Origin of the sequence: Pontibacter anaerobius (assembly GCF_026241195.1) — a bacterium.
Lineage (GTDB): Bacteria > Bacteroidota > Bacteroidia > Cytophagales > Hymenobacteraceae > Pontibacter > Pontibacter anaerobius.
In genome coordinates this window covers 206,284-232,514 of the sequence record NZ_JAPFQO010000009.1, presented here as the reverse complement: position 1 = coordinate 232,514, position 26,231 = coordinate 206,284, and the positions used below count along the sequence as shown (strand labels likewise).

Here is a 26,231-nt window from a genome sequence, read left to right as displayed (position 1 = left end):
ATACCATCATCCTGAATATTGAAAATAAATTTAATAATATATTACAATAGTTAGAACCCTACTGGTTATTATCATTTTTCTCCCCCCTTCCAAAATCGCACAAACTGTTCAATATTGAACACCTACAAAAGCCTAAAAACCAGTATTTTAAATCTTAAATACCAATATATCAACTACTTACATAACTGGCATCTAAATTGGCTATACCCTCACGAGCAAGTATAAAATAAAACTATGGATCGTGAATTATCAGCCTCAACCAAACAAGCCAACCGCCACAAGCGCATCTGGCAATTAAGTATAGCCGCCGGCATTTTGCTGGCGGCCATATTCGGGTTCAGGAGCCTGCTTGCGCCGGGCATCAGCCGCAGTGAGCTTCGCACCGCCGTGGTGGAACGTGGGCCGGTGATAGCCACCCTTACCGCCTCGGGTGTGGTGGTGCCGGAACATGAGCAGGCCATCACAAGCCCCATCCAGGCGCGCATAGAGCAGGTGGTGCGCAGTGTGGGCCAGCAGGTGCAGCCCGGCGACCAGGTGCTGCTGCTAGATCGCTCCTTTACCCAACTTGCCTATGACAAACTGAAAGACGAGCAGCAGCTGAACCAGCACAAAAGCGTGCAGATGCGCCTGCAGTTGGATAAAAAACTGAACAGTCTGGAGTCGCAGCTGGCCATAAAGCGCATGAACGTGAAAAGCCTGCAGGCCCAACTGGAAGATGAACAATACCTGCTGAAGATAGGCGGCGGCACCCAGGAACAGGTAAAGCAGGCCGAACTAAAACTAAAGATAGCCCAGCAGGAGCTGGCACAACTGGAGCTCGACATTGCCAGCGAGCGCAAACTACTGAAAGCAGATGAACAGGAACTGAGCTATACTTTGGCCATGAACGGCCGCTCGCTCGAGGAACTGGAGCGCAAAATGAAACAAGCCGAAGTGCGCGCCACACGCCCCGGCGTGGTAACCTGGCTGAAAGATGAGATCGGCAGCAGCGTGAATGCCGGCGAGGTAATTGCCCGACTTGCCGACCTGAGCAGCTTCCGGGTGCAGGCCAGCATCTCGGATGCCTTTGCTGACCAGCTGCACGTTGGCGGAGAAGCTATCGCCCGCATCAACAACTCCACCGACCTGAAAGGCCAGATTGTAGCCATAGAGCCTGCTGTGAAAAACGGCACGGTTACATTTTATGTGGCCCTGGATGAAAGCAGCCACCAGCTGCTGCGCCCCAGCCTCCGCGTGGACCTCTTCGTGACCACGGCTACTAAAAGCGATGCCCTTCGCGTGAAAAACGGCCCTTACTTTAACAGCGGTTCTCTGGATAAGGTATTTGTGCTCCGCGATGACGAGTTGGTGCAGGTATCGGCCCGAACCGGAGTAAGCAATACTGATTTTGTGGAGCTGGAAAGCGGCGTGCAGCCCGGCGATGTGTTGGTGATATCGGACATGAAAGACTACGAGCACGTGCAGGAGGTGCGGCTGAAGTGATGGGCGAATCAAGTATCACAACACACGTAGCTCGACCTTCTTCTACTTTGCATAGATACATGATGTCCGCTATTTCTGATTTATAATCTGGAACGGCAAAAGCACCATAAGATGCTCAGATTCTATACCTCAAAATGATCGTGATACTTGATACGAACATCGTGATACGCTAAAGTTAAAACTATGAAAAACTACTACTTATATTGTTTGCTGTTTGTACTCCTGACCCTGCACTGCGGCCAAAGTATAGCACAGCCTGGACCACGGCAAATTAGCCTGCAGGAGGTGATCGCTTTGGCGCAGGAGCAATCGGCGGAGGCGCTGAAGGTGGAGACAAGCCGCGAGAACAGCTACTGGAAATGGCGCAGCTTCAGATCGGACTACAGGCCGCAGTTGACGCTGGAGGGCACGCTGCCGGATTTCAGCCGCACCATTACGCCGGTCACACAGCCCGACGGCACCATCGATTTTAAACCGGTATCCATCAACAACACTGACCTTGGCCTTACATTGAGCCAGGTTATCAGCCCAACCGGCGGAAAGGTGTTCATCACCTCGCTTATGCAGCGCTTCGATGACTTTGACCGCGACCAGACCCGCTACAACGGCAACCCGGCTATTATCGGCGTGGAGCAGCCGCTGTTCGCCTACAATGCCCTGAAATGGAATAAGAAAATAGAGCCGCTGCGCTACGAGGAGATGCAGAAGCAGTACGTGGAGGACCGAGAGGAGATTGCCGTAAAAGCTACCGGTTTGTACTTTGAGTTGCTGCTGGCGCAGGTAAACCAAAGTATAGCCGCCAAGAACCTGGCCAACAACGACACGCTCTACCAAGTGGCGCTGGAAAAGTATAAACTTGGCCGGATTTCCAAAAATGATCTGCTGCAGTTGCGCCTGGCCGTCCTTAACGCTGACCTGGCCCTGGCGCAGGCCAACCTGGATGAGCAGACCGCCGCACTGGCCCTTCGGAACTACATCGGCCTGAAAGACAGTAGCCACTTTAGCCTGCACGTGCCTGAAAACATTCCGGATGAGGCCGTAGCACCAGGACTTGCCCTGGCGGAAGCCAAAAAGAACCGCAAGGAAAGTATAAACTTCAGGCGCAGGACGCTGGAGGCCGAGAGTCTGGTGGCCAAAGCCCGAGGCGATAACGGGTTCAATGCCAACCTGTTTGCTACTTTTGGCCTCACCAACCGTGCTGGCACCTTTACCGACATCTACAGCAACCCGGACAACCAGCAGCGCGCACGCATTGGTTTTAATATGCCCATCATGGACTGGGGCCGGCAGCGCTCCTCCATCAAAGTGGCCCAGCTAAACCAGCAGTTAGTGGAGTACACCATCGGCCAGGAGGAAACCGGTTTTGAGCAGGAGGTAATAACGCAGGTAAACCAGTACAACACCCTGAAAGCCCGCATCCGAACCACTGCCGAAGCCGACGCCATTGCCGCTGAACGCTACGAGATCACTAAAAACACCTTTCTCATCGGGCGCATCAGCATCACCGACCTGAACATCGCCCTTGCCGAGAAAGACCAGGCCCGCCGGGCTTACATCACCGCACTCAGTGAGTTCTGGGAGGCACACTATACTTTAAGACAGCTAACGCTTTACGATTTTGAAAGACAGGAGCCGATTGTGGCGGAGACACAGGAAAGGATATGAGAACAAGTATGAAATGGGATGAGGAAGCACCGGGTCCAACCACCCCTACCCCTCCTTGTCTAAGGAGGGGAGCCTGTAATTACTAATGTTGAAGTGTAAGTTTCATAGTTGGGGATGGATGTCATCAGCAAAAGTTTGAACCCACCCCTAACCCCTCCGAGGTGGGGAATTATACTTGTTCCATAGCAAAGGCAGCAGCTATCGAACCTGATCCCAGTCCTTGGGTTGAGCGCCTATGCGAGTTTTTCCGGTGACGAGCGGCAGCGAGGCAGCCCGAGGCACGAAAAGAGGGCCCCTACCCCCGGCAGGAAAAGCTCCCAGCGCGATGCCCGAGGACGAGCCCTCCCGGGCTGGAGGGAGCCACAGCCAGAGATGCAACGATAGGCTTGTAAGACTGAGGATGAAAAGTAGCAGAATAGTATAGTTAGCGTCGAATTGAAGGAAGCAGCAAGTATGGCTACAGTCGAGTTACAAACTCGACACTATAAAAAGGCACGAGTTACAAACTCGCGCCAGCAGTAGCCAGCAGTAAGAAGGGAGCCAAAAAAAGGCAGTAAAAAATAAAAAAAGCGAATAACAACATCAAAAAAGAATCAACTCTAAAAGACTTATATTTAAAACTATGATCACATTATCCAACATCGAAAAGGTTTACCAAACCAAGTCCATCGAGACGGTGGCCCTGCAGCACGTGAACCTGTCTGTTCCGAAGGGCGAGTTTCTTTCCATCATGGGGCCATCGGGCTGCGGCAAATCCACGCTACTCAACATCATGGGCCTGCTGGACGTGCCCAGCCAGGGCATGGTGGAAATCGACGGGCAGCCCATCACCACTTACAAAGACAAGGAACTTGCGCATATCCGCAACGAGAAAATCGGTTTTGTTTTCCAGAGCTACCACCTGGTACACGACCTGAGTGTGCTGGATAACGTGGAGCTTCCCCTGCTCTACCGCAGCGGCGTTTCCGCTTCGGAGCGCACCAAACTGGCCAAAGCAGCCTTGGAGAAGGTAGGCCTTAGCGCCCGCACCAAACACTTCCCAGGTCAGCTCTCCGGTGGCCAGCGCCAGCGGGTGGCCATTGCCCGCGCCTTGATCGGGCAACCGCAGATCATACTTGCCGACGAACCAACCGGTAACCTGGACTCTGTGATGGGCGAGGAAATCATGAACATTCTCCTGGACCTGAACCGACTGGACGGCACCACCATCGTGATGGTAACGCACGACGAGAACATGGCCCAGAAAACCGAGCGCCTGGTACGCTTCTTCGACGGGCAACAAGTATCTGACGCCAAAGTATTCGCCAACAACCTGCAACAAGTATAGCCATGCTGAAGAATTACCTGAAAATCGCCTGGAAGGTGCTCTTGCGGCGCAAGTTCTTCACCTTTATCAGCCTCTTCGGCATCAGCTTTACGCTCATGGTGCTGATGGTGGCCACCTCCCTCTACGACCATACTTTCGGACCGCAGATGCCGGAGCGTAAAATGGATGAGCTGCTGTTTGTGAATATGATGCGCGAAAGCGCCGAAGGTGGCTATATGAGCAGCGGCCCACCGAGTTATTACTTCCTTGACCGCCACGTGCGCACCTTACAAACGCCGGAGATGGTTTCTATAAACTCTATGCCCTTCCAAGTAAACAGTTATATCAATAACCGAAAGCTGGCATTGGACATAAAGTATACCGACCAGCAGTTCTGGGATATCCTGGACTTTAACTTCGTAGAGGGCAGTTCCTTTGGGCAGCATGATGTAAAAAGTGCCAACCGCGTGGCAGTTATCAACGAGCATACCCGCAACCAGTACTTCGGAGACACCGAGGCCATTGGGAACTACATTGAAGTGGACCAGGTAAAGTATAAAGTGGTGGGTGTGGTAGAAGATGTACCCGTGCTGCGGCTGCACTCTTACGCCGATGTGTGGGTGCCGATTACGCTGCGCAGCCAGGACCTTAACAAACCAGGCCTGCGAGGAACCTATTTTGCCACCATTAAAGCGCGCCAAGCCACGGATATCCCCGCCATCAAGGAGGAGTATGCACAGGTAATGCAGGTGGTGGAGAAACAGCAGCCTGATAAAGACACAAAGCTTTCCTCTTTCCCCGACACCGTTATTGAGGCGTTTGCCCGCACTTTCCTTGGAAAGGGAAAAGAGCCTGGCCTGACAAAACTCTACGTTATACTTGCGGTTGTGGCACTGCTGTTCATGCTGCTGCCTGCCGTTAACCTGGTCAACATCAACATCAGCCGCATCATGGAGCGCTCCTCCGAGATTGGGGTGCGCAAGGCCTTTGGGGCCTCCTCCTCCACCATCATCGGGCAGTTTCTGGTGGAGAACATCTTCCTGACGCTACTGGGCGGCTTGCTGGGCTTTGGCCTTTCTGCCCTGGTGCTGCACCTTATCAACGATAGCAACCTGCTCGTCTACTCCGACCTGGGGCTGAACCTGCGCGTGTTCGGGATGGGCCTGCTGCTTTGCCTTGTGTTTGGTTTGGTTTCCGGAGTTTACCCGGCCTATAAAATGTCACGTTTACATGCCGTAGAGGCGCTGAAAGGAGGTACAAAATGATACGCCATCTGTTTAAACTGATCTGGAACAGGAAAAAAAGCAACTTCCTCCTGATCGCTGAGATTTTCTTCTGCTTCCTGGTGCTGTTCGGGGTGCTGAGCCTGGTAACCTATAACGTGCGCAACTACACCAAGCCGCTTGGTTTTGAGCATGAAGATGTATGGTTGGTAACCATGCGCCCCAACTCCGACTCCACCGCCCAGAACAGGCAGCAGTTGGAGCAGGTGTTAAGCCGGGTGCGCGCTTTCCCGGAAGTGGGGCATGCTGCATTAACCAGTTCCAATGCTCCTTTTTCTTTCAGCCAAATGAATAACAGCTTATCGTATGGTGAAGTCAAAGATGTAATGACGGATAACTACGATGTGCAGGACGCCTATGACAAGGTGATGCGTCTCAATATCACTGAAGGCCGCTGGTTTAACCCACAAGACAACGCCTCGCACCACAGCCCCATCGTGATCAACAAAATGCTGAAAGAGAAACTTTTCGGGCAGGAAGAGGCTGTAGGCAAACTCATCCCCAAGAACGACACCACTAATTATGTGGTGGTTGGTGTAACGGATTACTTCAGGGCTTCCAGCGAGTTTGCCGCCGAAGACCCGGCTTTATTCAACCGTATCAACATGGATAAGAGCCCTGATTATTTCTGGAATGAGTTGTTGGTTAGGGTAAAGCCGGGCACCGGGGTAGCGTTTGAGGAGAGAATGGTAAAGCAGCTCGCCAGCATCGGTAAAGACTGGACGATAGAGGTATCTACGTTGGAAAAGATGCGCCAGAACAAGGCAAAACTGACGCTCGCCCCAATGATTGCCCTCGGCCTGGTATGTGGTTTCCTGATCCTGAACGTGGCGCTGGGGCTTTTCGGGGTGCTGTGGCACAACATCAGCCGCCGCAACGGGGAGATTGGGCTACGCAGGGCACTGGGGGCAGCCTCGAAGCAAATTTACTGGCAGTTTATCGGTGAGGTGCTGGTGCTGGCTACGTTCGGGCTCCTGCTGGGCGCGTTCTTTGCCGTGCAGTTCCCACTGCTGCAGGTCTTCCAGGTTGAGTCAGAAGTATACTTTATAGCGCTCCTGAGTTCTATAGGCATCATCTACCTACTCACTGCTGTCTGCGCGTTTTACCCGAGTCGGCAGGCAGCCGGCATCCATCCGGCGATGGCACTGCATGAGGAGTAGCCTTGTCCCGCCTTGGCAGGAACTGTTTTCCTGCCAAGGCGGGCTGCTTTTCCGGGTCCAATCATCTTTGGGGAGTTAAGAGTTAAGAGTTATGAGTTCAAAGTTCAAAGTTAAAAGTTAGGGGCGATTAACCCACCCCTGCCCCTCCGAGGAGGGGAATTATACCTCTCCCCGACCCTCTCCTTTTCTCGAGGGCCCCTACCCCCAAAACAGGAGAGGGAGTCCGGTCCCAGTGATATAGCAATGGCTATCGAATCTGTTCCCAGTCTTTGGGTTGAGCGCCTTGTGAGATCCGGTGCCGCGCGAGCGGCAGCGCCCTGGCGCAGGAGGGAACACCGCGCGATGCCCTTATCGAGGGCCCCTACCCGCAGGACGAGGCCTCCCGGCCTTGAGGGCACCACAGCCAGAGATGAAACGATAGGCAAGTAAGGCTGGGGATGAACGGCAGCTAGAAAGTACAGCTTGGTTCAAGTTAGGAAAAGCAGGGGCTATGGAAGTATAGAAGGACAGCCAAAGCCTAAGTATGGCCACAGTCAATTACAAACTCAACATAAAAGGCACGCAAACTCGCGCCAGCGATAGGGAACAAGGATATCCCCAGCAGGAAGGATTAAGCCAAAGTTCAAAATTAACTATGAAAGTATAGCAGACACAAACCTCATCCCTCTACCAATTTATACTTTAAACCCTTATCTTTATACATTATAAAGCAGCAATTGCAAACGCACCATGGTCCTTATAATTGACGACGACATAGCCGTACGCGCCTCACTTGGGCTGCTGCTCAAACAGAACGGGTACAAAACCAAAGAGGCAGCCAACCCGGAGGAAGCGCTGCAACTGGCGGGGCAACATCCGCTTGAGCTCGTGATCATGGACATGAACTTCTCCATCGATACCACCGGCCACGACGGGCTTGACCTTCTCAGCAGATTTAAAAGCCTGTACCCCAAGCTGCCGGTTATACTCATTACAGGCTGGGGCTCGATTAGCCTGGCCGTGGAAGGCATGCGGTTAGGTGCTGCTGATTTTATCACCAAGCCCTGGAGCAACGATTACCTGCTGCAGGCCGCTCGCACGGCCCTGAGCCTGTCGCAGGAGCCGCAGGAAGAGGCAACCGAGGGGCTTACCCGCAAAAAGCTGGATAAACAGTATGACTTCGGCAACATCGTCGGCCAGGACCCGCAGCTGCTGCAGATACTGAAAAAGATTGGGCAGATTGCACCCACCGATGCCTCTGTGTTGATAGAAGGCGAGAGCGGCACCGGCAAAGAACTTATCGCGGAGGCAGTGCACCGTAACAGCCAGCGCAAAAGCCAGCCTTTTGTAAAAGTAAACCTGGGCGGCATCTCCTCCACCCTTTTCGAGAGCGAGATGTTCGGGCACAGGCGCGGCGCCTTTACCGACGCCAAGGCAGACCGCGTAGGCCGTTTCGAGTTGGCCAACAAGGGCACCATTTTCCTGGACGAGATCGGCGAACTGGACATGAACAGCCAGGTAAAGCTGCTGCGCGTGCTGCAGGACCGCACCTACGAGGTACTCGGCGACAGCCGCTCCCGTAAACTCGACATCCGAGTAGTATGCGCCACGAACAAAGACTTGGCAATGCTGGTGGAAGAGGGTAAGTTCCGGGAGGACCTATATTATCGGATTAACCTGATAAAAGTGAAACTGCCCGCCCTGCGCGAGCGACAGGAGGATGTGCCGCTGTTGGTGCAGTACTTTGTAAGCAACCTCAAGAAAACCTATAACCATCCGGAGCTGGAAGTGAGTCCGCGGGCCCTGCAGTGGCTAAAAGAGTTGCCTTTGCCGGGCAATATCCGGGAGCTGAAGAACCTGGTGGAACGCACGGTGCTGGTGGCAGAGCGGGACATATTGCAGGCAGAGGATTTCCAGGCCCAGGCCCAGCAAAGCCCCGCCAAACCCGGCGACAAAACCCTGCCCGCCGTGGGCACCATGACTCTGGAGGAAATGGAAGCCTCCATGATTAAAAAATCCATGGACTTTTACCACAACAACATCAGCAAGGTAGCCCGGGCGCTGGGCCTGAGCCGTGCCGCCCTGTACCGCCGCCTCGACAAATTCAATATCCCGTATGACGCTGCGGACTAAGTTTATACTTTTCGCCGTGTTTATACATGGCCTGTTGCTGGCGCTGGCCTGGTTCCTGCTGCAGCAGAACAAATACCTGTTTCTAGGTATAGAATTGCTCATTCTGGGCTCTATCTATATTACATTTCAACTCTACCGGTCCTTCTTTAAACCGCTGATGCTTATCAGGGCAGGCATAGAGTCCATTAAAGACAAAGACTTCTCGACCAAGTTTATGGCCGTGGGGCAGCAAGACCTAGATGAATTGGTGAAGGTGTATAACCGCATGATAGACCAGCTGCGGCAGGAACGGGTGGCGCAAGCCGAGAAGCACTTCCTGCTGGACAAGCTCATCCAGGCCTCCCCTGCCGGCATTATCCTACTTGGTTTTGATAACCAGGTGGAAAGTATAAACCCGGCAGCACAGCGTTACCTGGGGCAGAAAGCAGAAGAGCTAAGAGGTAAACACATCAGCCAGCTGCCTGACGCGTGGGCAAGACAGCTAAAGGACCTGCCAACCGGCCAGTCCACCACCTTTCGTATCAACGGAATCTGGACCTACCGCTGCCATCGTGCCCACTTCCTGGACCGAGGTTTTCAGCATTATTTTATACTTATAGAGGAGCTGACCGAGGCCATACTTCAGAACGAGAGGCAGGCCTATGAAAAAGTGATTCGGGTGATGTCGCATGAGGTGAACAATACCACGGGGGCCATCAACTCCATACTTGGGTCGCTGGGGTTTTATACTTCGCAGTTGCAGCCGGAAGATCAGGAGGACTTTGCGCATGTGCTGCAGGTAGCCACCGAGCGCAACACCAACCTGAGCCGCTTCATGGCTAATTTTGCAGAGGTAGTGCGCCTGCCACAGCCTAAAAAAGTGCCAACCGATGTGCATGTACTGCTCCAGAACCTGCACCGCCTGTTGCAACCCGAGCTGCAGCGGCGTCAGATAAACCTGCAGTGGCAACTGGCGCCCGAACCGCTGGAAGTGCCCCTGGATGCACAGCAACTGGAGCAAGTGCTCCTCAACATCCTTAAGAATGCCATGGAGGCCATAGGCACCGACGGAGAGATTACCGTGCAAACCAACGCTTCACCAAAGCAGCTATGCATAACAGACTCCGGCGGCGGCATTCCGGAACAGGTTCAGGCCCACCTGTTTACGCCTTTCTATACCACCAAGGCCAACGGACAGGGCATTGGGTTAACCATGGTGCGCGACATACTGGTGAACCACGGTTTTGGTTTTTCGCTTAGTTCTGACAACAGCCACCACACTACTTTCCAGATCAAGTTTTAACCCGGTTTACACGTTGTAGTAATGTTTAAGGGCATCGCCTTCATGTTGGCTGTGCTACTTCAGCTGCCGATAATCTTAATTAATAAATAGGATTATTATAGCAAATCAAGCGCTATACATGGCATAAAACTATACAATTCTAAGCCACTTCTTTATTTTCAAAAGAATATAACTTTTTTGGGCATATTTTCGTAGCGCCGCCGTACAACCTATGTTTATTTTCCCTAAATTGGTTTTAGACTTTTAGCCAAATTAAACAAATGGAGTACAACATTATTATTGCGCCAGACCTGGAGGGGTTGGCATCGGAAGTGGCGGGTTTCCTGCCACAGGGTTGGAGATTGAAAGGCAGCATTTTGGAGCACGGGGAGGGATTTGCCCAGCAACTGGTACGCCACACCAAAGATAAGCTCAGAGTGCAGCAACAGCAGCACCAGCAAAGGCAGCCTGCCAAGCAACGCCGCACCAAGTGGATTGAGTAGCAGCTAGTAATTTATACTTCATCCTTTTGTTAAAATCCATTTCCGGGGCCTTGCCAAGGCAGCTCCGGAAATGGATTTTCTTTTTGCCCCCCTATGCCTCCCGCACACCTTTAGCGCCCGCCCGTTACTTGCACTATGCCAACCCTCAGCTGCACTTAAAGCAAGCTTTCTGACAAATATCCAAAATTTTAGGCCTTTTCAGTATCCTTTTATCAGAGCAGAAGTATATATGCCTTGAACCGAAAATCAGGTTCGCTTACGCTTATACTTAAAAACACAATTTTGAACCGCTTACAGAGCCAACATCAAACTACAGCACTGTAAGTTCACCCTTAACCCTTTTATATGAGAAATTTAGTCTACTTTCTCCTGCTATTGCTATGTGTAAGCTCCTGCATGGCGAAAAAAGAACTCGTATACATTCAAAACCCCAATCTTAAAGAAAACGTCCCGACAGATTTCCAGACAAGGTATTCTGCCTATAACCTACAGTCTAATGACGTACTTTCTATAAAAGTACTGAGTGTGGACCCGGACATGTCCAATTTGTTCAACATCACGAACCCTGCTAACGCCTTTGGTGTATCAGAGCCGGCCAGCCTTTACCTGAGTGGTTACGCCATTGATAATGAAGGATTTATAAATCTTCCAACAGTAGGCAAGCTAAAGGTAGAGGGCCTTACCACCTCCCAGACACAGGAGCTGATACAGAAGAACCTGGACCGCTATATTACCGATGCTACGGTTGTTGTGAAGCTTATAAGCTTTAAAGTGAGCGTTTTAGGCGAGGTGCGCAACCCTGGCTATTTCTACATTTACAACGAGCGTGCAAACCTGCTGGAGGCATTAAGCATGGCCGGAGACCTTACACAAGGCGCTGATCGTGAAAACGTTAAATTAATACGACAGAAGCCCGATGGCAAATCTGAAATTGTCTTGTTAGACCTCAAAGACCCGAACCTCGTACAATCTCAATACTATTACCTAATGCCCAACGACGTGATCTACGCCGAACCTCTCAAGACACAATTAAAGCGAGACAACCTGGTGGTTTGGAACGCTGTGCTGGGGGTTATCTCTACAGGGGCATTATTGTACAATTTGTTTAAGTAACGATGAAGAGAAATAAACAGGAGCACGAAATAGACTTAAAGAGTTGGTTATTCAAGTTCAGGTCTAAGTGGTATTGGTTTGCCTTGAGTGCCTTAATCGCTCTCGCTGCGGGCTATGTGTATGTAAAAAGCTCTCCGCGCATTTTCGAGTTTAAGTCCACGTTACTGCTCGGCGACCAGCAGACCGGCTCCAAAAGGGCACAGGAACTGCTGGAGGTGCTGGATGTGCAGAGCAAAGGTATAAAAGTGGAGGACGAGATTGGCTTGCTAAGCTCTGCCGAAATGATAAAGCAGACGCTGCAGAAACTCAACTTTACGGTAGCGTACTATAAGGTAACCGACCATTGGCTTAATGAGATAACCAACCTGGTGGTGGAAGAACAGTACAAAACCGCGCCTTATGAAGTGGAACTGGATACAACTGCACTGCAGTTGGTAGACATCCCCATTAAGGTGCGCCTGCTGGACAAAAACACCTACGAGCTTGTAATTGAGGCCGAGAACGTGCCACGCTACGATTTTCGCTCCAACTCAGTGGTAGGCTCCTTGCCTATAGTTAACTTTAAGAAAACGCTTAAGTTTGGAGAGCACTACCAGGACGATAACCTAAGCCTGACGCTGCAGCGCACCGATGTAGAGGACCCAACAGGCAAAGAATACTATTTCGTCATCAACAGCCTCGAAAGCCTGGTAAAGCAGCAGCAGGCCTCGCTTGGCATTGCGCCAATAGACCGTGAAGCCCGTGTACTTGTACTAGGCAGCAAAGGCAGCATCCCTGATAAGCAGGTGGCTTTCCTGAACACCCTGATGGCAGAGTATGTGGCCAACGACCTGAAAGAGAAAAACCAGAACGGCCTGAAGACGCTTGAGTTTATCGATAGCCAATTGGCCACGCTCTCCGACTCGCTGCGCCAAAGCAAGCAGGCGTTGTCTTCTTTCCGCTCTAACAACAGGATCGCCAACATCAATGTGCAGTCTAACATCAACTATGAAAAGCTGTCGCAACTGGAGGCGGAGCGTGCCCGACTGAACACGGACAAAACATACTATGAGAATATCCTGGACCAGATAAGGAATGGCAATGGTATTGCGCAGTCGGTGTCGCCTACAGTGGGGGGTATCCAAAGCCCGCTTCTCAATAACCTGTTTGTGCAGTTGGCCGAGCTGAACCAGAAAAAAGCCGGCTACCGTACGACCGCTACGGAAGACAACCCCATGCTGCGCAAAATTGAAGGCGAGATTGCCAGTACACGAAGCGCCATTGAGGCCAACCTGCAGAACCTGGTAGAGTCAGCGAACATCTCCATAGGCAATGTGAATGACCGCATCAGCAAGATAGAGTCCACACTTGCCGCATTGCCGGAAAACGAGCGTAAGCTGATGGACCTGCAGGGGCAGTCTGAGTTTATCGACAAGAAGTATGATTTCCTGCTGGAGAAGCGTGCAGAGGCTGCTATCACCCTGGCTACCAACGCAACCGACAAAAAGATAATAGACAAGGCCTCGATGGTAGGTAGCACACCGGTAAACGTGAAGCCGAAGATGATCTACCTGCTGGCCCTGCTGATTGGCCTGGCCATACCTGCCGGTTTCATAGTGCTGGTGGATAATGTGGATAATACCATACAGGGGAAAAATGATCTGGCCAAAATAACGAACATACCGTTTCTGGGTGTGGTGGCGCATGGCTCTAAGTCAGATAAACTGGCTGTGATGAACAACCAGCGCTCCGCCATTGCCGAATCGTTCAGGTCCATTCGGATTAACCTGCAGTACCTGATGGCAGACTCAAACTTCAAGGTGATCGGGGTAACTTCCTCCATCTCAGGCGAAGGAAAGACATTCTGTTCAGTTAACCTCAGCTCTGAATTGGCGATGTCCGGGAAGCGCGTGGTACTGATAGAATCGGATATGCGCAAGCCTACATTCAGCAAATACTTCCCGGTGGCTGAGTCTATTGGCCTGTCGTCCTTCCTGACACAAGGTTTACAGCTGGAGGAGGTCGTGCAGAAAACCTACATGGAGAACCTGGACATTATTCCGTGCGGGCCGATTCCGGAAAATGCGCTGCACCTGCTGGAGATGCCGAAGATGCAGGAGCTGCTCAGCCTGCTGAAGGAGCAGTACGACTACATTGTGATCGACACCCCTCCAATCGGGTACGTGTCTGAATACTTTGTGCTGATGCGCCACATGGACGTAAACCTATACGTGGTGAAGCACAAGTATACCAACAAAGAGATGCTGTCGCAGATCAACGAGCTGTATGACACCAAAAAGGTCAAGGATATCTACATGGTCATCAATGACCTGAACTATAACAAGACCTACGAGTACGGGTATAAGAAAAACGCCAAGTACTATTACGCCTAACATTCAACACACAACAGCGGGTGCAGCTACTATACTTTAGCTGCACCCTACCTGCTACTATATTGCCGTTTCAAAAATGAGTAAAAACTTAGCCTCCAAAGCTGTCAGCGGCCTGAAGTGGGGATCTGCCTCAACCATAGCCAACGCAGTAATGCAGATAGGCTATACTTCAGCCATGGCCCGCCTGCTTGCCCCAGAGGCCTTTGGCCTGGTGGCTATTGCCAGCGTTATACTACGGTTCGGGAGTTATTTCGCACACCTTGGCCTTTCGCAGGCTATTATACAGAAAGAGGATCTTACACAGGATAATATTAGAGCTGCATTCACATCATCAGCTCTGCTTGGGTTAAGCTTTATGTTGCTGATATGGGCCTTAGCACCATTTGCCACCATGTTTTTTGAAAACGGCTCTTTTGAGAGCGAGGAGGTAACACCCATCGTACGAGTAATGGCTTTTTCTCTTCTTATTGGAGGATTATCGTCTACAGCGTTTAGCTTGTCAGAGCGAAACATGCGGTTTAAAGAGTTGAGTATCGTAGAGACACTCTCTTATGTCATATCATATTTATGTGTAGGTGTGCTGTTGGCGTACTTAGGCTATGGAGTATGGAGTCTTGTGTTCGCCACTCTTACACAGGCAGCACTTGTTGCACTAGGGGCATACGCAATTACAAGACACAGCATACTCCCCCACTTCAAGTGGGAGTCGTACAAGCCCCTGTTCAACTACGGCAGCAAAATGTCAGTAATCAGCTTTCTCGAATTCATTAGTCAGGATATGGCTACCATTTTAATAGGCAAAACATTGGGACCGTACAAACTGGGTATTTATGACAGAGCACACCGGTTGGTAAATCTGCCTATGTATATGCTTACGCGTACTATCAGCCGAGTTATCTTCCCATCTTTCAGCAAATTACAGTCAGAGACTAAAAAGCTGGCGAGTGTCTATATCTCCAGCACAACACTTTTGGCGGCCATTATTATTCCTACCTGCCTGGGTTTGTTAGTGGCGGCTCCCGAAGTAGTGTACATCCTGCTCGGTGATCAATGGGGTGAGTCCATTCCTGTTCTGCAGGTACTTTGCCTGGCCATACCGTTAAGCTTCATCACCATGTTTGCAGGCATCGTCTGCGATGCCAAAGCTGTATTGAACATCAAAATAGTGCTGACGGTAGTTTTTATTGCTGTAATTGCCGGGTTCTTCTTTATGTTCAGGCAATATGGCCTGATTGGCTTTGCCTTTGCAGTACTTGCCGGGGAGCTCGTACGTATAGCTTTCTACCAGACCGTGATGAACCGTATTCTAAAGCTACCTTACCTGGAGCAGTTGCAGGTATATGTACCAGGCTTGGTTAATGGTGTAATTATCGCGGCTGTTATTTATGGCCTGAGCAGCGTACTCAGAGGTATAGAGCTTCCACATGTGGTAACGCTGGCTATTCAGCTAATTACAGGGGCCGTTTTATTCCTCATACTCACGCTCTTTTTTCCCCATAAAACCCTTAAAGCTCAAATTGGAAAGCTTCTTTCAAAGTTTGGACTCGATGATAACCCCACAAGTTATTATGGCAAAATCATCTCCAAGTATAGAAAGGACGTAATCAAAAGCACTTAAGATTTAAATTAAGAAATTATGGTAATAGGCGTATCCGGACCTGTTGATATAGAGCTGTTGGAAAGTGATTTTGGAAATACACCCATACCCAAAACCAACACGTTTCCGCTTACATCTCACTTTGTTAACGCACTTACCAAACGCGGGTACCGTGTTATAGTCTACACAAACTCAGGTGAGATTTCTACACCCACTGTGTTACATAGCGACCAGGTTACCGTATGTATTGGCTGTACAAAACCACAGCCTGGCAGAAGGATCTTCAAGTATGAGAGAGACCAGCTACAGTCGCTTATGCAGGAGTATCCTGCCGATATTATCTACGCCTTCTGGACTTATGAGTACGCCTGGGCTGCGCTGGACAGCGGTATTCCCACGGTAGTAAGCGTACACGACATTGCCCGTAAGATTCTGGTTAACCAACCGGACATGTTCAGGTTGGTGCGCTTTTTCATGAATGCGATTGTTATGTGGAAGTCAAAATGGCTTGTGGCCAATTCTAGCTATACTTATGCCCAGTTATCTGCGCGAAACAAGAAAAAGGCAACTGTAATCAACAATTTTTACACGCCACACTTGGATGACCTCCCGGTAGGCACTGCCAAGGAAAACTACATCGTTTCCGTGGTGATGGGGTTCACAAAGCGCAAGGGTGTACCAAAGGCTCTACATGCTTTTGCCAGGCTTAGGAAAAAATTCCCGACACTAGAATATAAGCTTATCGGAGCAGACATGGAGCCAGGCGGAGACGCACAAAAGTATGCACAGCAGCATAATATTGAAGAAGGAGTCCGTTTCCTCGGACCACTCTCCCACCCTGAACTCATGCAGCATGTAGCTGGCGCAAAAGCTCTGTTGCACCCATCAGTCGAGGAGTCGTTTGGTATGGCAGTGCTGGAGTCTATGATTGTTGGCACGCCGGTAGTTGGAGGCAGAAAGAGTGGGTTTATACCACACCTCTTAAACCACGGAGGGGCTGGTGTTCTTTGCGACATAAACTCTGATGAAGAAATGTCTGCAGGGGTAGCAAGACTGCTATCAGACACCTTGTTTGCCGGGCAGGTAGCTTCTAACGCCTATGCATTTGCCAGGGCAAATTTTTCTGAAGATGTTGTGGTAGCACAGCACCTGCAGCTATACAGCGAGATTCTTAACACAGGAAACTCTTACAGCCCAATTGCAGTAACTCAAAAGGAAAATAGCCCGCTGCTTAACAACCAGCTTTAGCATCTTCAACCTTATGAAGTTAAATTACAGTTTCATTTTTGCATTCCCGCTCATGATGATCATGTTGCTCGACCCCATGTTCCTGGAACTGCTGTCGGGGAACGATGAGGCCAGACTGGGCTCTATGCTGAGTGTATTAGTAAAGCTCAATGCGGGTATAGCCTTTTTATACAGTCTGTACCGCTTCCAGAGTATGTCCTCGTTCATGCGTTTCGTGTTCGTGCTGGTTACACTCTATGTGTTCGGGATGGTATTTGAGTCTTACTATAAGTATAGCAGTTTCTTTATATACCCGCATGTTTTTCTGCGGCTTTTGTTGTTTTACTTCGTCTTCTTTACCTATACCTTCTATAAGAACAATGATTACCTCAGACTAAGCCACATTATAAATTTTATCCTGATAGGATTTGTGCTCAATGTCGTGCTGATACACCCAGATGCGCTGAGCCTCTCCTCTTTCACCAACCATGAAAGGGGTGTGAACGCTACCACCATGTACATGCTGGTAATTCCGTTTTTGTACTTCGCCAGCCAATACCTGTTTGTAGGTGGATTGTACAACATGATCATGAGCTTTGTGGTAGTACTGGCAATTATCTTCTTCCAGCACAGGACAGTATGGGTTTGTATGGTTGGCATTCTGGTAGTGTATGTATACCTGGTAAAGTTTAAGGCCGATAAGCCAGTGAATTTTGGAAAGCTGCTACCGATCGCAATGGTAGTAGCAATACTGGGCATCGTAAGCAGCGCCTTCTTGTTTTCAATCCACCCCGAGATCATCACCAAATTGCAGGAGAATTTCTCTGATATAGAAAATGCCAGTGAGCAGGGAACAGGCGGTTGGAGGTACAACCAGTTTTTATCGTACCTCCCATTCATAAAAGAAAACTTTATTATGGGGATGCGTTTCGAAGGCTTCGAACTGCCGATACAATTCTACCGCGATGACCTTGACGCACCTGTATTTGAAGATGGAAACGGCCACCATTTCCACAGTTTTTATGTGGATGTACTTTTTTACGTAGGCTTTGTGGGGATGCTGATGTTCATGATGATGTATTTTTATTCCATCGTGAAAGGCTTCACCAGAAGACTCTTAAATGAAAAGCAGATTGTGCTTCTGGCCTTTATCACCAGCGGCCTGGTCTACGGCATTTCTTATATCCTGCCATACTTCTTCTATGCATTTTTGGGCTTGGCCATCGCTTACCTTGAACAAGATATGAGCCAGTATAGCTTTCTGCCTGATTTTGGCAGACGCAGAAAAGAAAGAATACGAAAACTTCGGCTTGAGAGAATTAGTATCAAACAGGCAGCAACCTCCTACTAAGAATAGGAGTACAAGTATATACCAAAACCCTTATCACTTGTATGAGTACCGCTATACCGCAAGAACAACTGCACACTCCGGTGTTGCTGATCATATTTAACCGCGCCCACACCACCCAGAAAGTATTTGACCGTATCCGGCAGGTAAAGCCTAAAAAGCTCTATGTAGCCGCCGATGGTCCACGCCCACATGTAGCCTCCGATGCCGAGCGCTGCGCAGAAACACGACGTATTGTAGAGCAGGTGGACTGGGACTGCGAAGTAAAGACGCTGTTTCAGGAGCATAATTTGGGCTGCGGCGTGGCTCCCTCCCGCTCCATCTCCTGGCTTTTTGAGCAGGAAGAGTATGGAATTATACTTGAGGATGACTGCATCCCGTCGAAAAGCTTTTTCTGGTTTTGCCAGGAGTTGCTGGAGAAGTATAAAAACGATACCCGCGTGATGCACATCAGCGGCAACAACTACCTCGATGGCTGGCGCCGGGATTCAGATTACTCCTACTACTTCTCCGACAAGGTGAACAGCTGGGGCTGGGCCACCTGGCGCCGCGCCTGGCAACTATATGACTTTAACCTGGGCAACTACCAGGAGCTGAAGAAAAAAGGCTACCTCAATGGCATCTTCCTGAACAAGCTGGAGGAGAAGTATAGACTGAGTAAGCTGGAGGAAACCTTTGAGAATATACAGAAAGGCGATGTATGGGATTACCAGTGGGAGTTCACCGTATACAGCAATTCCGGGCTATGCATTGTGCCGGAAGTAAACCTGGTACGAAACATTGGGTTTGGCGAGGATGCCACTCACACCTTTAACCTTCACGATAAAAAGGCGCAGGTGCACGAGGAGGAGATCGAGTTCCCGCTACGCCACCCTAAGTTCGTGATCCGGGATGTGGAGTCGGACCGCCGCAACTTTAACAAAATGATGCGTGATAAAGCCAGCGCCAAATTGAAAGCGTTGTTCAGCTTTAGTCTTTAATTAGCTTATGAAATTACTTTTATCTGCATATGCCTGCGAACCGAACCGTGGCACCGAGCTGGGTAACGGCTGGAACTGGGCTTTAAACACGGCCAGGCTAGGGCATGAAGTATGGTGCCTGACCACGGTAGAAGGCAGGGAAAGCATTGAAAAGGAAGTTGAAAAATTAGCCTTGCCCAACCTGCACATGGTTTTTGTAGAACTTCCTGCCATGGTAGACAAGCTGTTTGAATACCACCTGGGGTTTTACCCGCACTACATGTATTGGCAGCATAAGGCGTACCAGCAGGCAAAGAAGTTGGACAAGGAAATTAACTTCGACCTGGTACACCACGTCACTATCGGGAGCCTGCAGATGGGTACTGCTCTATGGCGGCTGAATAAGCCACTCATTTTTGGCCCAACCGGCGGAGGGCAGGAGGCTCCGAGGGCACTAAAGAAATACTTTTTCGGAGGGTGGAAAATGGAGCTCATGCGCAAAGCTATAAGCGAACTACTGCTGGCCCTGAACCCCAACGCACGCAAAGCCATGCAACACGCCTCGCTGGTGCTTACCACAAACCAGGATACCTACGACATGGCCCAGCGCATTGGAGCCCTCAACCCTAAAATGTTCCTGGACACCAGCCTTCCTGAGGACTTCTACCCGGAGGCTTACCCGGAGCGCATTCCTGATGAAACGCTGAAAATACTATGGGTTGGGCGCCTCTTTGCCCGAAAAGGCCTCCCACTCGTCATGGAGGCACTGAGTAAGGTTCGCCCGGATGTAAAGTATGAGCTGACAATACTTGGGGATGGCCCGATGCACGATTATGTACCACGCTGGATTGAGGAGTATAAACTACAAGGCAAAGTAAACTGGAAAGGGCAGGTGCCATGGGAAGAGGTAAAACGCGCCTATACCCACAACGACCTTTTTCTCTTCTGCAGTCTCCGCGACTCCAGCGCCGCCCAGTTCCTGGAGGCCATGGCTTACGGTTTGCCGATCATCACCCTGGATCTGCACGGTGGCAAAAACCTTATACCTGATGATGCCGGTATAAAAGTACCTGTGAGCACTGTAGACCAGACCGTAAAAGCTATTGCCGCTGCCGCGGAAACGCTTTACGACCAGCCGCTGCTACGCCGCAAAATGGGAGTTTCAGGTTATAAGTTTGCCAAGTCTCAAACCTGGACAATCAAGACACAACACATTAACGAGTTTTATAGTAAGTATACCCAGGCTCAGCCTGCCGAACTAACCGTTCAACATTAGAATCAGCCCTTAACACCTATGTTATACATCGTTATACCTGTTTTTAACAGAAAGAATTTCACCAAAGAGTGCCTGCTCTCCCTGAAGCGCGGCACTAACCAGAACTATAAAATAATTGTAGTGGACGATGGCTCCACCGACGGTACCGCTGATATGCTGCGAGAGGAATTTCCGGAGGTAGAAGTGCTTTTCGGAGACGGTAACCTCTTCTGGACAGCCAGCGTGAACATGGGCATCAAGCATGCCCTGCAGCTAGGCGCCGAATACGTGATGACGTTGAACAACGACCTGGAGGTAGCCGAAGATTATATCGAGAACACCTATAAACGTATGGCTGAGAAGCCAAACGCTATTATTGGTGCGCTGGAGATGGACGCTGGCACCCGCGAGCCTGCCTTTGGTGGCGAAATCGTAGATTTTAAGCTTAACAAGGTACGTCACCTGCTGCAGGAACTACCTAAAGAGCAGCAGGTTGGCCTGCATAAAGTATCACAGCTCCCCGGTCGTGGCTTACTCATTCCTCGCGCTGTATTTGAGAAAATAGGCTTGCTGGACCAGGACAGGTTCCCTCACTACGTAGCAGACTATGACTTTACACACACCGCCTTGCGCAACGGTTTTGAGCTCTACGTAAATTACGATGCTAAACTTTATACTTACCCGGAGGAAAGCGGAGAACGTAAAAACCGCCAGAGCAAGTCGCTTAACAACTTCTATAAGCACCTGTTTGATATAAAAGGCGGCGGTAACCTGCGCGATTTCACCCGCTTTACCTTTAAAAACTGCCCACCACCCTATATTCCATATTACCTGGCAAATGGGTATGCCCGCCGCATCTTTGGATACATGCTGAAGTAAATGCAGCACAGCGTAAGTATAAAAGCCACCTTCCGGCACCGCAGCCACACGCTGTGGATGAGCAGAAGGTGGCTTTTTATACTTTTAGCGGCACTGGCGGCGGCAGTCGCTGCAACCATCCTGATGCGTAAGCAGGGCTTTTCACCGAGAGTTGCCTCTTCAAATCACAAGGGGTCCATAGTTATTACTAAGGGTGGCACCTACAGTGGCAACTGGGAGTCCCGTAACTCGGACGTGGCCGCCGTAGAAATTCGCACTGAAGAGCCGGTGGTGATAGAAGATTCTCATATTAGCGGTGCCGGTTTCCTCATACACAGCCAGGGCTACAACGTAGACATAACTGTACGAAACACCGAGGGCTACGGCTTACCGCCCACCTCCTACACCGGCTACAAGAAGCCGCGCCGGTTTCTGGCAGTAGATGAGTTCCGGAATATAGTGGTAGAGAATTGCTACCTGGAAAGCACTGCCGGCATCTACATTGGAGGCAAATACACTGGCCACGGCAGCCCTAACCAAAGTATAAAGACCCGCTTCAACAAAGCCCGTAACATAAACGGGCAAGTATACGAAGGCAAGGAACTAGTGCAGTTCGTGCAGTTTAATTACCGCGGCGAGGTACCCAATGCAGAGATTGCCTGGAATGAGGTGATAAACAGACCTGAAGCATCTGCCGTGGAGGATAACATTAACATCTACAATTCCAGAGGCACCCCAGCCTCTCCTATCCGAATCCACAACAACTACATTCAGGGGGCCTTTCCTTATCCATTGCACCTACCGGAATACTCTGGTGGTGGCATTATCGCGGACTCCCCTGGCACCGATTCCTCTTCAGCCACAGCCTATGTAGAGGTTTACGAAAACCAATTGGTGGGCTTGGGTAATTACTGCCTGGGTATAGCCGGCGGGAACAACATTGAGATGCATCACAACAGGGCCATTGTTGCAGCAGAATTCAACAACGGTAGAGCCTACCATTTCTGGACCAGTGGCATCTGGGCGAAGGATTACTATAAAATGGGCAACACCTTTAACAACAGCATGCATCACAACACCCTTGCTGTAAGGGGCAAAAACCACACCTGGCGTAACGAAATTTTCGATAGCACCTTTGCTGCGGCCGATGAATACGCCAACCACATCCTTTCAGATAGTATCACAAAAGAACTGGAGGAAGCTGAGCATGCACTCTGGACAAAAAAGCTAGAACGTAACAACCTCCACCTGGGCCCTAGCTCAGGCTTATAACACAAGGCAAATCCACACTTTGTGGAATCCGCACCTGCCTATACTTCCCTCAAACTCACTTTATGTATTGCTTAAGTTAAAAGTGTAGAAAATTTCCACACCTAAAAAGTACAATCAAAAACTTTCGAAAGCATTAAAATATTACAATATAAGTAACTTTGCATATTTATATAACTATTCCTTAACAACTAACTAACAACCCCGCCACCTCAAAGCTGCAAAAACATTGTTTTTGCACTATATAGCTGCATTAGCGCCAAAAAAATACATAGCACAATACCAAGAAAATAGCAAAACACGTAACCTTATTTAATGTGCACCAGCAAGCCCATAAAAGGCTTTATCAGTCAAAACAAAGCACTATTACATATAACTATTCAAAGTGACATATAAATTTTTATAGTTTTTTTAAACGAATAGTATGAAATAAAATAATTTCTTATCTATATTTGCAACAGATTATATATTAAGATTTTAGCCACCCATTAAACCTAAGAGGAAACTCTAAAAAAACTAAAAAATCTTATTAACAGTGCATTAGCCAAAGGACACTGTAAGATTTTTAAAGAAGACAAAACATTAAAAAATCTAATTTTCAACTTTTAGCCAAAGGAAATGAACACAAAAATCTCTAACCTGAGCAAGAGGGCAGGTCGGGCAGTAGTAGCTCAACTCTTCGCCTACATTTTGTTCGTGCTTCTTCCTTCAACAGTATCAGCACAAACCTACAGTGGTCCTTTAGTGATCACGAAAGGGGGAACTTACAAAGGTAACTGGGAGTCTAAAGACTCTGAGGTTGCCGCAGTAGAGATCAAAACCAGTGAACCTGTAATTATTGAGAACTCGAATATCCGTGGTGCAGGACCGCTCATCAGGAGTTTAGGTAACAAGATTAATCTTACTGTTCGTCACACCAATGGCTACGGTATCACTCCCACGCCTTACAAGGATTATAAAAAGGCTCGCCGCTTTTTAGGAATCGATGTTTTCAAAAATGTAGTTGTAGAGAACTGCTATATGGAGAACACAGCGGGTATCTACATCGGCCAAAGCTATGAAGGCAATGGCACTTCTTCCGAAACAATTAAGATTCGCTACAATATCGCTAAGAACATTGATGGCCGTGTGTATGGAGGAACAACGTTCGCACAGTTCGTACAGTTTAACTTCAGAAAAAACATCAGCCATGCTGAGGTAGCCTGGAACCAGGTTATAAATACGCCAAACAACTCTGCGGTTGAAGATAACATCAACATTCACAACTCAAGAGGAACTCAGTCATCCCCGATCCGCATCCACAACAACTACATAGAGGGGGCTTTCGCTATACCAGCAGAAGGTAAGTCCTACTCTGGTGGTGGTATTATTACCGATGGAGATGGAGACATCAACACCTGCCCGGCTTACATTGAGGCGCACGACAACCAGCTAATTGGCCTTGGAAACTACTCTATGGGTATAGCAGGTGGCAACAACATCCGTTACCACCACAACAGAGCTGTAAACGCTGCTACATTTGAAAACGGAACAAAGTACAGTATGTATACCTCCGGCTTGTGGAGCAAAGACTATTACAACAAGAACACAACCTTCTCTAACTCTGTAGATAACAACGTGGTAGGTATCACGGCCTGGGGTTATAACAATAACCGTAACGATATATCTGTAGCTGAGAACGCTGATTTCACGAACAACACTTTCATGCCCCTTTCAGTCGCTATTACCAAGCAAACTGAAAAAGACGAGTTCAGCATGTGGCAGAGCAAGTTAAGCAAGAACGGCATTGTGCTTGGCCCTAACGGCTCAGCTAGCTCTACTCCTGCAAACCAGGCGCCATCTGTAGCCATCACGTCTCCAATTGCCAATGTATCCATCGCACAGGGCGCTTCTATCGTTATCGACGCTAACGCAACTGACGCCGACGGATCAGTTTCCAAAGTAGAGTTCTACCAAGGATCTGTGAAACTGGGCGAAGACACCAGCGCACCTTTCAGCTACACCTGGAACAATGCGCCTACAGGCACTTACTCACTTACTGCCAAGGCTTTTGACAATGCAGGCGCTACTAAGACATCTTCTGCGGTAGGAATTGTGGTAACCAATGTGGCCTCTACTCCTAGCTTAACAGAGACCACTACCCCGGTTACAAACAATGGTGCAGGCGCTATCGCACTTGAAGTGTGGGCAAACGTAGGCGGACACAATGTCAGCGATATTCCAGTATCACAGAAACCAACTAGCACAAAAGAACTGACCCTGTTCGAGGCCCCGTCTAACGTAGGCGATAACTACGGCCAGCGCATCCGCGGATACATTACAGCACCCGAGAATGGCCAATATACTTTCTGGATTTCTGGTGACAACAACGCTGAGTTATACCTGAGCAACTCAGAGGACCCTGCCGGCAAGAAGAAGCTGGCCTACGTGAACGGCTGGACTAACCCGCGTGAGTGGACGAAGTACCCTTCGCAGCAGTCGGTAAAGGTAACCCTGGAGGCTGGTAAAAGATATTACGTGGAAGCTCTTAGCAAAGAAGAAGCAGGAGGCGATAACCTGGCTGTAGCATGGCAAATGCCAAGCGGCGCTAAGGAAATGCCGATAGCTGGTAGCAGGCTTTCACTGTTAGGAAGCTCAGTTGTTTCTTCTACTCCTCTAATTGCAACAGGCAAAATTATCCTGGAGCACTGGAAAGGCGTAAACAGTGAGTCAATCAGTGATCTACCTTTATCAACAACTCCAAGCAGCACAAAGGAATTGACCCTGTTCGAGGCCCCGTCTAACGTAGGCGATAACTACGGCCAGCGCATAAGAGGTTATGTAGTTGCCCCAGAAAGCGGCCAGTATACCTTCTGGATTTCTGGCGACAACCATGCTGAGTTATACCTGAGCAACTCAGAAGACCCTGCCGGCAAGAAGAAGCTGGCCTACGTGAACGGCTGGACTAACCCGCGTGAGTGGACGAAGTACCCTTCGCAGCAGTCGGTAAAGGTAACCCTGGAGGCTGGTAAGGCATACTATATTGAAGCATTACATGTTGAAGGAGCAGGTGGTGATAACCTGGCCGTTGGTTGGGAATTGCCAAGCGGCGCTAAGGAAATGCCGATAGCTGGTAAAAGACTGGCACCACTCGGGGAATCTTTTGAAAGTATCTCTGCGATGAAGGTTTCTGAAACAGCCGACTCTGACCCGTTCTTCGCGCAAACTACTGCTTACCCTAACCCATTCCGCGATGTAGTGACCCTGACATTCGGTGACAAGCAGGTAGAACTAGCAGAGGTAACTGTTCTGGACCAGACTGGCCGCGTAGTTTACAAGGAGTCTAAGCTGGAGTTGGTAAACAACGAGCTGTCTATCAACCTGGCAAACCTGAAGACTGGCATGTATATCTTAAAGTATACAGACAAAGCCGGTAAGAGCGACAGCATCAAAATTGTGAAAGAGTAAAAAAACACAACTAT

At 49.5% G+C, this 26,231-nt stretch carries 18 protein-coding genes; all 18 read left to right on the top strand.

Annotated features, from left to right (window positions below):
* Positions 1 to 234 precede the first annotated feature (234 nt).
* On the top strand, positions 235 to 1,482 hold the full coding sequence (locus OO017_RS14545) for an efflux RND transporter periplasmic adaptor subunit (protein WP_266053287.1): 1,248 nt from the start codon (positions 235 to 237) through the stop codon (positions 1,480 to 1,482).
* Between the two features lie 183 nt (positions 1,483 to 1,665).
* Positions 1,666 to 3,147 carry a TolC family protein gene (locus tag OO017_RS14540; RefSeq protein ID WP_266053286.1) on the top strand — a complete coding sequence of 494 codons (1,482 nt, stop codon included), beginning with the start codon at positions 1,666 to 1,668 and terminating at the stop codon, positions 3,145 to 3,147.
* A 622-nt stretch (positions 3,148 to 3,769) separates the two neighbouring features.
* Positions 3,770 to 4,474 carry an ABC transporter ATP-binding protein gene (locus OO017_RS14535; protein ID WP_266053285.1) on the top strand — a complete coding sequence of 235 codons (705 nt, stop codon included), beginning with the start codon at positions 3,770 to 3,772 and terminating at the stop codon, positions 4,472 to 4,474.
* A 2-nt stretch (positions 4,475 to 4,476) separates the two neighbouring features.
* Positions 4,477 to 5,718, top strand: coding sequence for an ABC transporter permease (locus OO017_RS14530; RefSeq protein WP_266053284.1), 1,242 nt, complete (start codon positions 4,477 to 4,479; stop codon positions 5,716 to 5,718).
* Complete coding sequence (locus tag OO017_RS14525; RefSeq protein WP_266053283.1) at positions 5,715 to 6,896, top strand: ABC transporter permease; 1,182 nt, start codon at positions 5,715 to 5,717, stop codon at positions 6,894 to 6,896. The genes OO017_RS14530 and OO017_RS14525 overlap by 4 nt, the downstream gene beginning before the upstream one ends.
* Positions 6,897 to 7,625: 729 nt before the next feature.
* The gene (locus tag OO017_RS14520) at positions 7,626 to 9,008 is read left to right on the top strand and encodes a sigma-54-dependent transcriptional regulator (protein ID WP_266053282.1); all 1,383 of its coding nucleotides are present in this window, start codon (positions 7,626 to 7,628) and stop codon (positions 9,006 to 9,008) included.
* Entirely contained in the window at positions 8,992 to 10,290 is a 1,299-nt protein-coding gene (locus tag OO017_RS14515; protein WP_266053281.1) for a sensor histidine kinase, read from the top strand. The genes OO017_RS14520 and OO017_RS14515 overlap by 17 nt, the downstream gene beginning before the upstream one ends.
* Before the next feature lie 260 nt (positions 10,291 to 10,550).
* Positions 10,551 to 10,772, top strand: coding sequence for a hypothetical protein (locus OO017_RS14510; protein WP_266053280.1), 222 nt, complete (start codon positions 10,551 to 10,553; stop codon positions 10,770 to 10,772).
* Between the two features lie 396 nt (positions 10,773 to 11,168).
* Positions 11,169 to 11,885: a polysaccharide biosynthesis/export family protein gene (locus OO017_RS14505; RefSeq protein WP_266053279.1), complete on the top strand. Its 717-nt coding sequence runs from the start codon at positions 11,169 to 11,171 to the stop codon at positions 11,883 to 11,885.
* A gap of 2 nt (positions 11,886 to 11,887) precedes the next feature.
* Positions 11,888 to 14,257, top strand: a complete 2,370-nt coding sequence (locus OO017_RS14500) for a GumC family protein (protein WP_266053278.1) — start codon at positions 11,888 to 11,890, stop codon at positions 14,255 to 14,257.
* A gap of 76 nt (positions 14,258 to 14,333) precedes the next feature.
* Positions 14,334 to 15,875, top strand: coding sequence for a lipopolysaccharide biosynthesis protein (locus tag OO017_RS14495; RefSeq protein WP_266053277.1), 1,542 nt, complete (start codon positions 14,334 to 14,336; stop codon positions 15,873 to 15,875).
* 18 nt (positions 15,876 to 15,893) lie between these two features.
* Complete coding sequence (locus OO017_RS14490) at positions 15,894 to 17,102, top strand: glycosyltransferase family 4 protein (protein ID WP_266053276.1); 1,209 nt, start codon at positions 15,894 to 15,896, stop codon at positions 17,100 to 17,102.
* A 13-nt stretch (positions 17,103 to 17,115) separates the two neighbouring features.
* Positions 17,116 to 18,432 carry an O-antigen ligase family protein gene (locus OO017_RS14485; protein WP_266053275.1) on the top strand — a complete coding sequence of 439 codons (1,317 nt, stop codon included), beginning with the start codon at positions 17,116 to 17,118 and terminating at the stop codon, positions 18,430 to 18,432.
* Between the two features lie 41 nt (positions 18,433 to 18,473).
* Positions 18,474 to 19,409, top strand: coding sequence for a nucleotide-diphospho-sugar transferase (locus OO017_RS14480; protein ID WP_266053273.1), 936 nt, complete (start codon positions 18,474 to 18,476; stop codon positions 19,407 to 19,409).
* Between the two features lie 7 nt (positions 19,410 to 19,416).
* Positions 19,417 to 20,664, top strand: coding sequence for a glycosyltransferase family 4 protein (locus tag OO017_RS14475; protein ID WP_266053271.1), 1,248 nt, complete (start codon positions 19,417 to 19,419; stop codon positions 20,662 to 20,664).
* 18 nt (positions 20,665 to 20,682) lie between these two features.
* Positions 20,683 to 21,522, top strand: coding sequence for a glycosyltransferase family 2 protein (locus tag OO017_RS14470; protein WP_266053270.1), 840 nt, complete (start codon positions 20,683 to 20,685; stop codon positions 21,520 to 21,522).
* The gene (locus OO017_RS14465) at positions 21,523 to 22,773 is read left to right on the top strand and encodes a glycosyl hydrolase (RefSeq protein ID WP_266053269.1); all 1,251 of its coding nucleotides are present in this window, start codon (positions 21,523 to 21,525) and stop codon (positions 22,771 to 22,773) included.
* 615 nt (positions 22,774 to 23,388) lie between these two features.
* Positions 23,389 to 26,217 (top strand): PA14 domain-containing protein, encoded by a 2,829-nt coding sequence (locus tag OO017_RS14460; RefSeq protein WP_266053268.1) that lies wholly within the window; start codon positions 23,389 to 23,391, stop codon positions 26,215 to 26,217.
* The last annotated feature ends 14 nt before the right edge of the window (positions 26,218 to 26,231 follow it).

Coding starts and splice junctions, on each gene's coding strand:
- OO017_RS14545 (WP_266053287.1), top strand. CDS start 235: ATGGATCGTGAATTATCAGCCTCAACCAAACAAGCCAACCGCCACAAG.
- OO017_RS14540 (WP_266053286.1), top strand. CDS start 1,666: ATGAAAAACTACTACTTATATTGTTTGCTGTTTGTACTCCTGACCCTG.
- OO017_RS14535 (WP_266053285.1), top strand. CDS start 3,770: ATGATCACATTATCCAACATCGAAAAGGTTTACCAAACCAAGTCCATC.
- OO017_RS14530 (WP_266053284.1), top strand. CDS start 4,477: ATGCTGAAGAATTACCTGAAAATCGCCTGGAAGGTGCTCTTGCGGCGC.
- OO017_RS14525 (WP_266053283.1), top strand. CDS start 5,715: ATGATACGCCATCTGTTTAAACTGATCTGGAACAGGAAAAAAAGCAAC.
- OO017_RS14520 (WP_266053282.1), top strand. CDS start 7,626: ATGGTCCTTATAATTGACGACGACATAGCCGTACGCGCCTCACTTGGG.
- OO017_RS14515 (WP_266053281.1), top strand. CDS start 8,992: ATGACGCTGCGGACTAAGTTTATACTTTTCGCCGTGTTTATACATGGC.
- OO017_RS14510 (WP_266053280.1), top strand. CDS start 10,551: ATGGAGTACAACATTATTATTGCGCCAGACCTGGAGGGGTTGGCATCG.
- OO017_RS14505 (WP_266053279.1), top strand. CDS start 11,169: ATGGCGAAAAAAGAACTCGTATACATTCAAAACCCCAATCTTAAAGAA.
- OO017_RS14500 (WP_266053278.1), top strand. CDS start 11,888: ATGAAGAGAAATAAACAGGAGCACGAAATAGACTTAAAGAGTTGGTTA.
- OO017_RS14495 (WP_266053277.1), top strand. CDS start 14,334: ATGAGTAAAAACTTAGCCTCCAAAGCTGTCAGCGGCCTGAAGTGGGGA.
- OO017_RS14490 (WP_266053276.1), top strand. CDS start 15,894: ATGGTAATAGGCGTATCCGGACCTGTTGATATAGAGCTGTTGGAAAGT.
- OO017_RS14485 (WP_266053275.1), top strand. CDS start 17,116: ATGAAGTTAAATTACAGTTTCATTTTTGCATTCCCGCTCATGATGATC.
- OO017_RS14480 (WP_266053273.1), top strand. CDS start 18,474: ATGAGTACCGCTATACCGCAAGAACAACTGCACACTCCGGTGTTGCTG.
- OO017_RS14475 (WP_266053271.1), top strand. CDS start 19,417: ATGAAATTACTTTTATCTGCATATGCCTGCGAACCGAACCGTGGCACC.
- OO017_RS14470 (WP_266053270.1), top strand. CDS start 20,683: ATGTTATACATCGTTATACCTGTTTTTAACAGAAAGAATTTCACCAAA.
- OO017_RS14465 (WP_266053269.1), top strand. CDS start 21,523: ATGCAGCACAGCGTAAGTATAAAAGCCACCTTCCGGCACCGCAGCCAC.
- OO017_RS14460 (WP_266053268.1), top strand. CDS start 23,389: ATGAACACAAAAATCTCTAACCTGAGCAAGAGGGCAGGTCGGGCAGTA.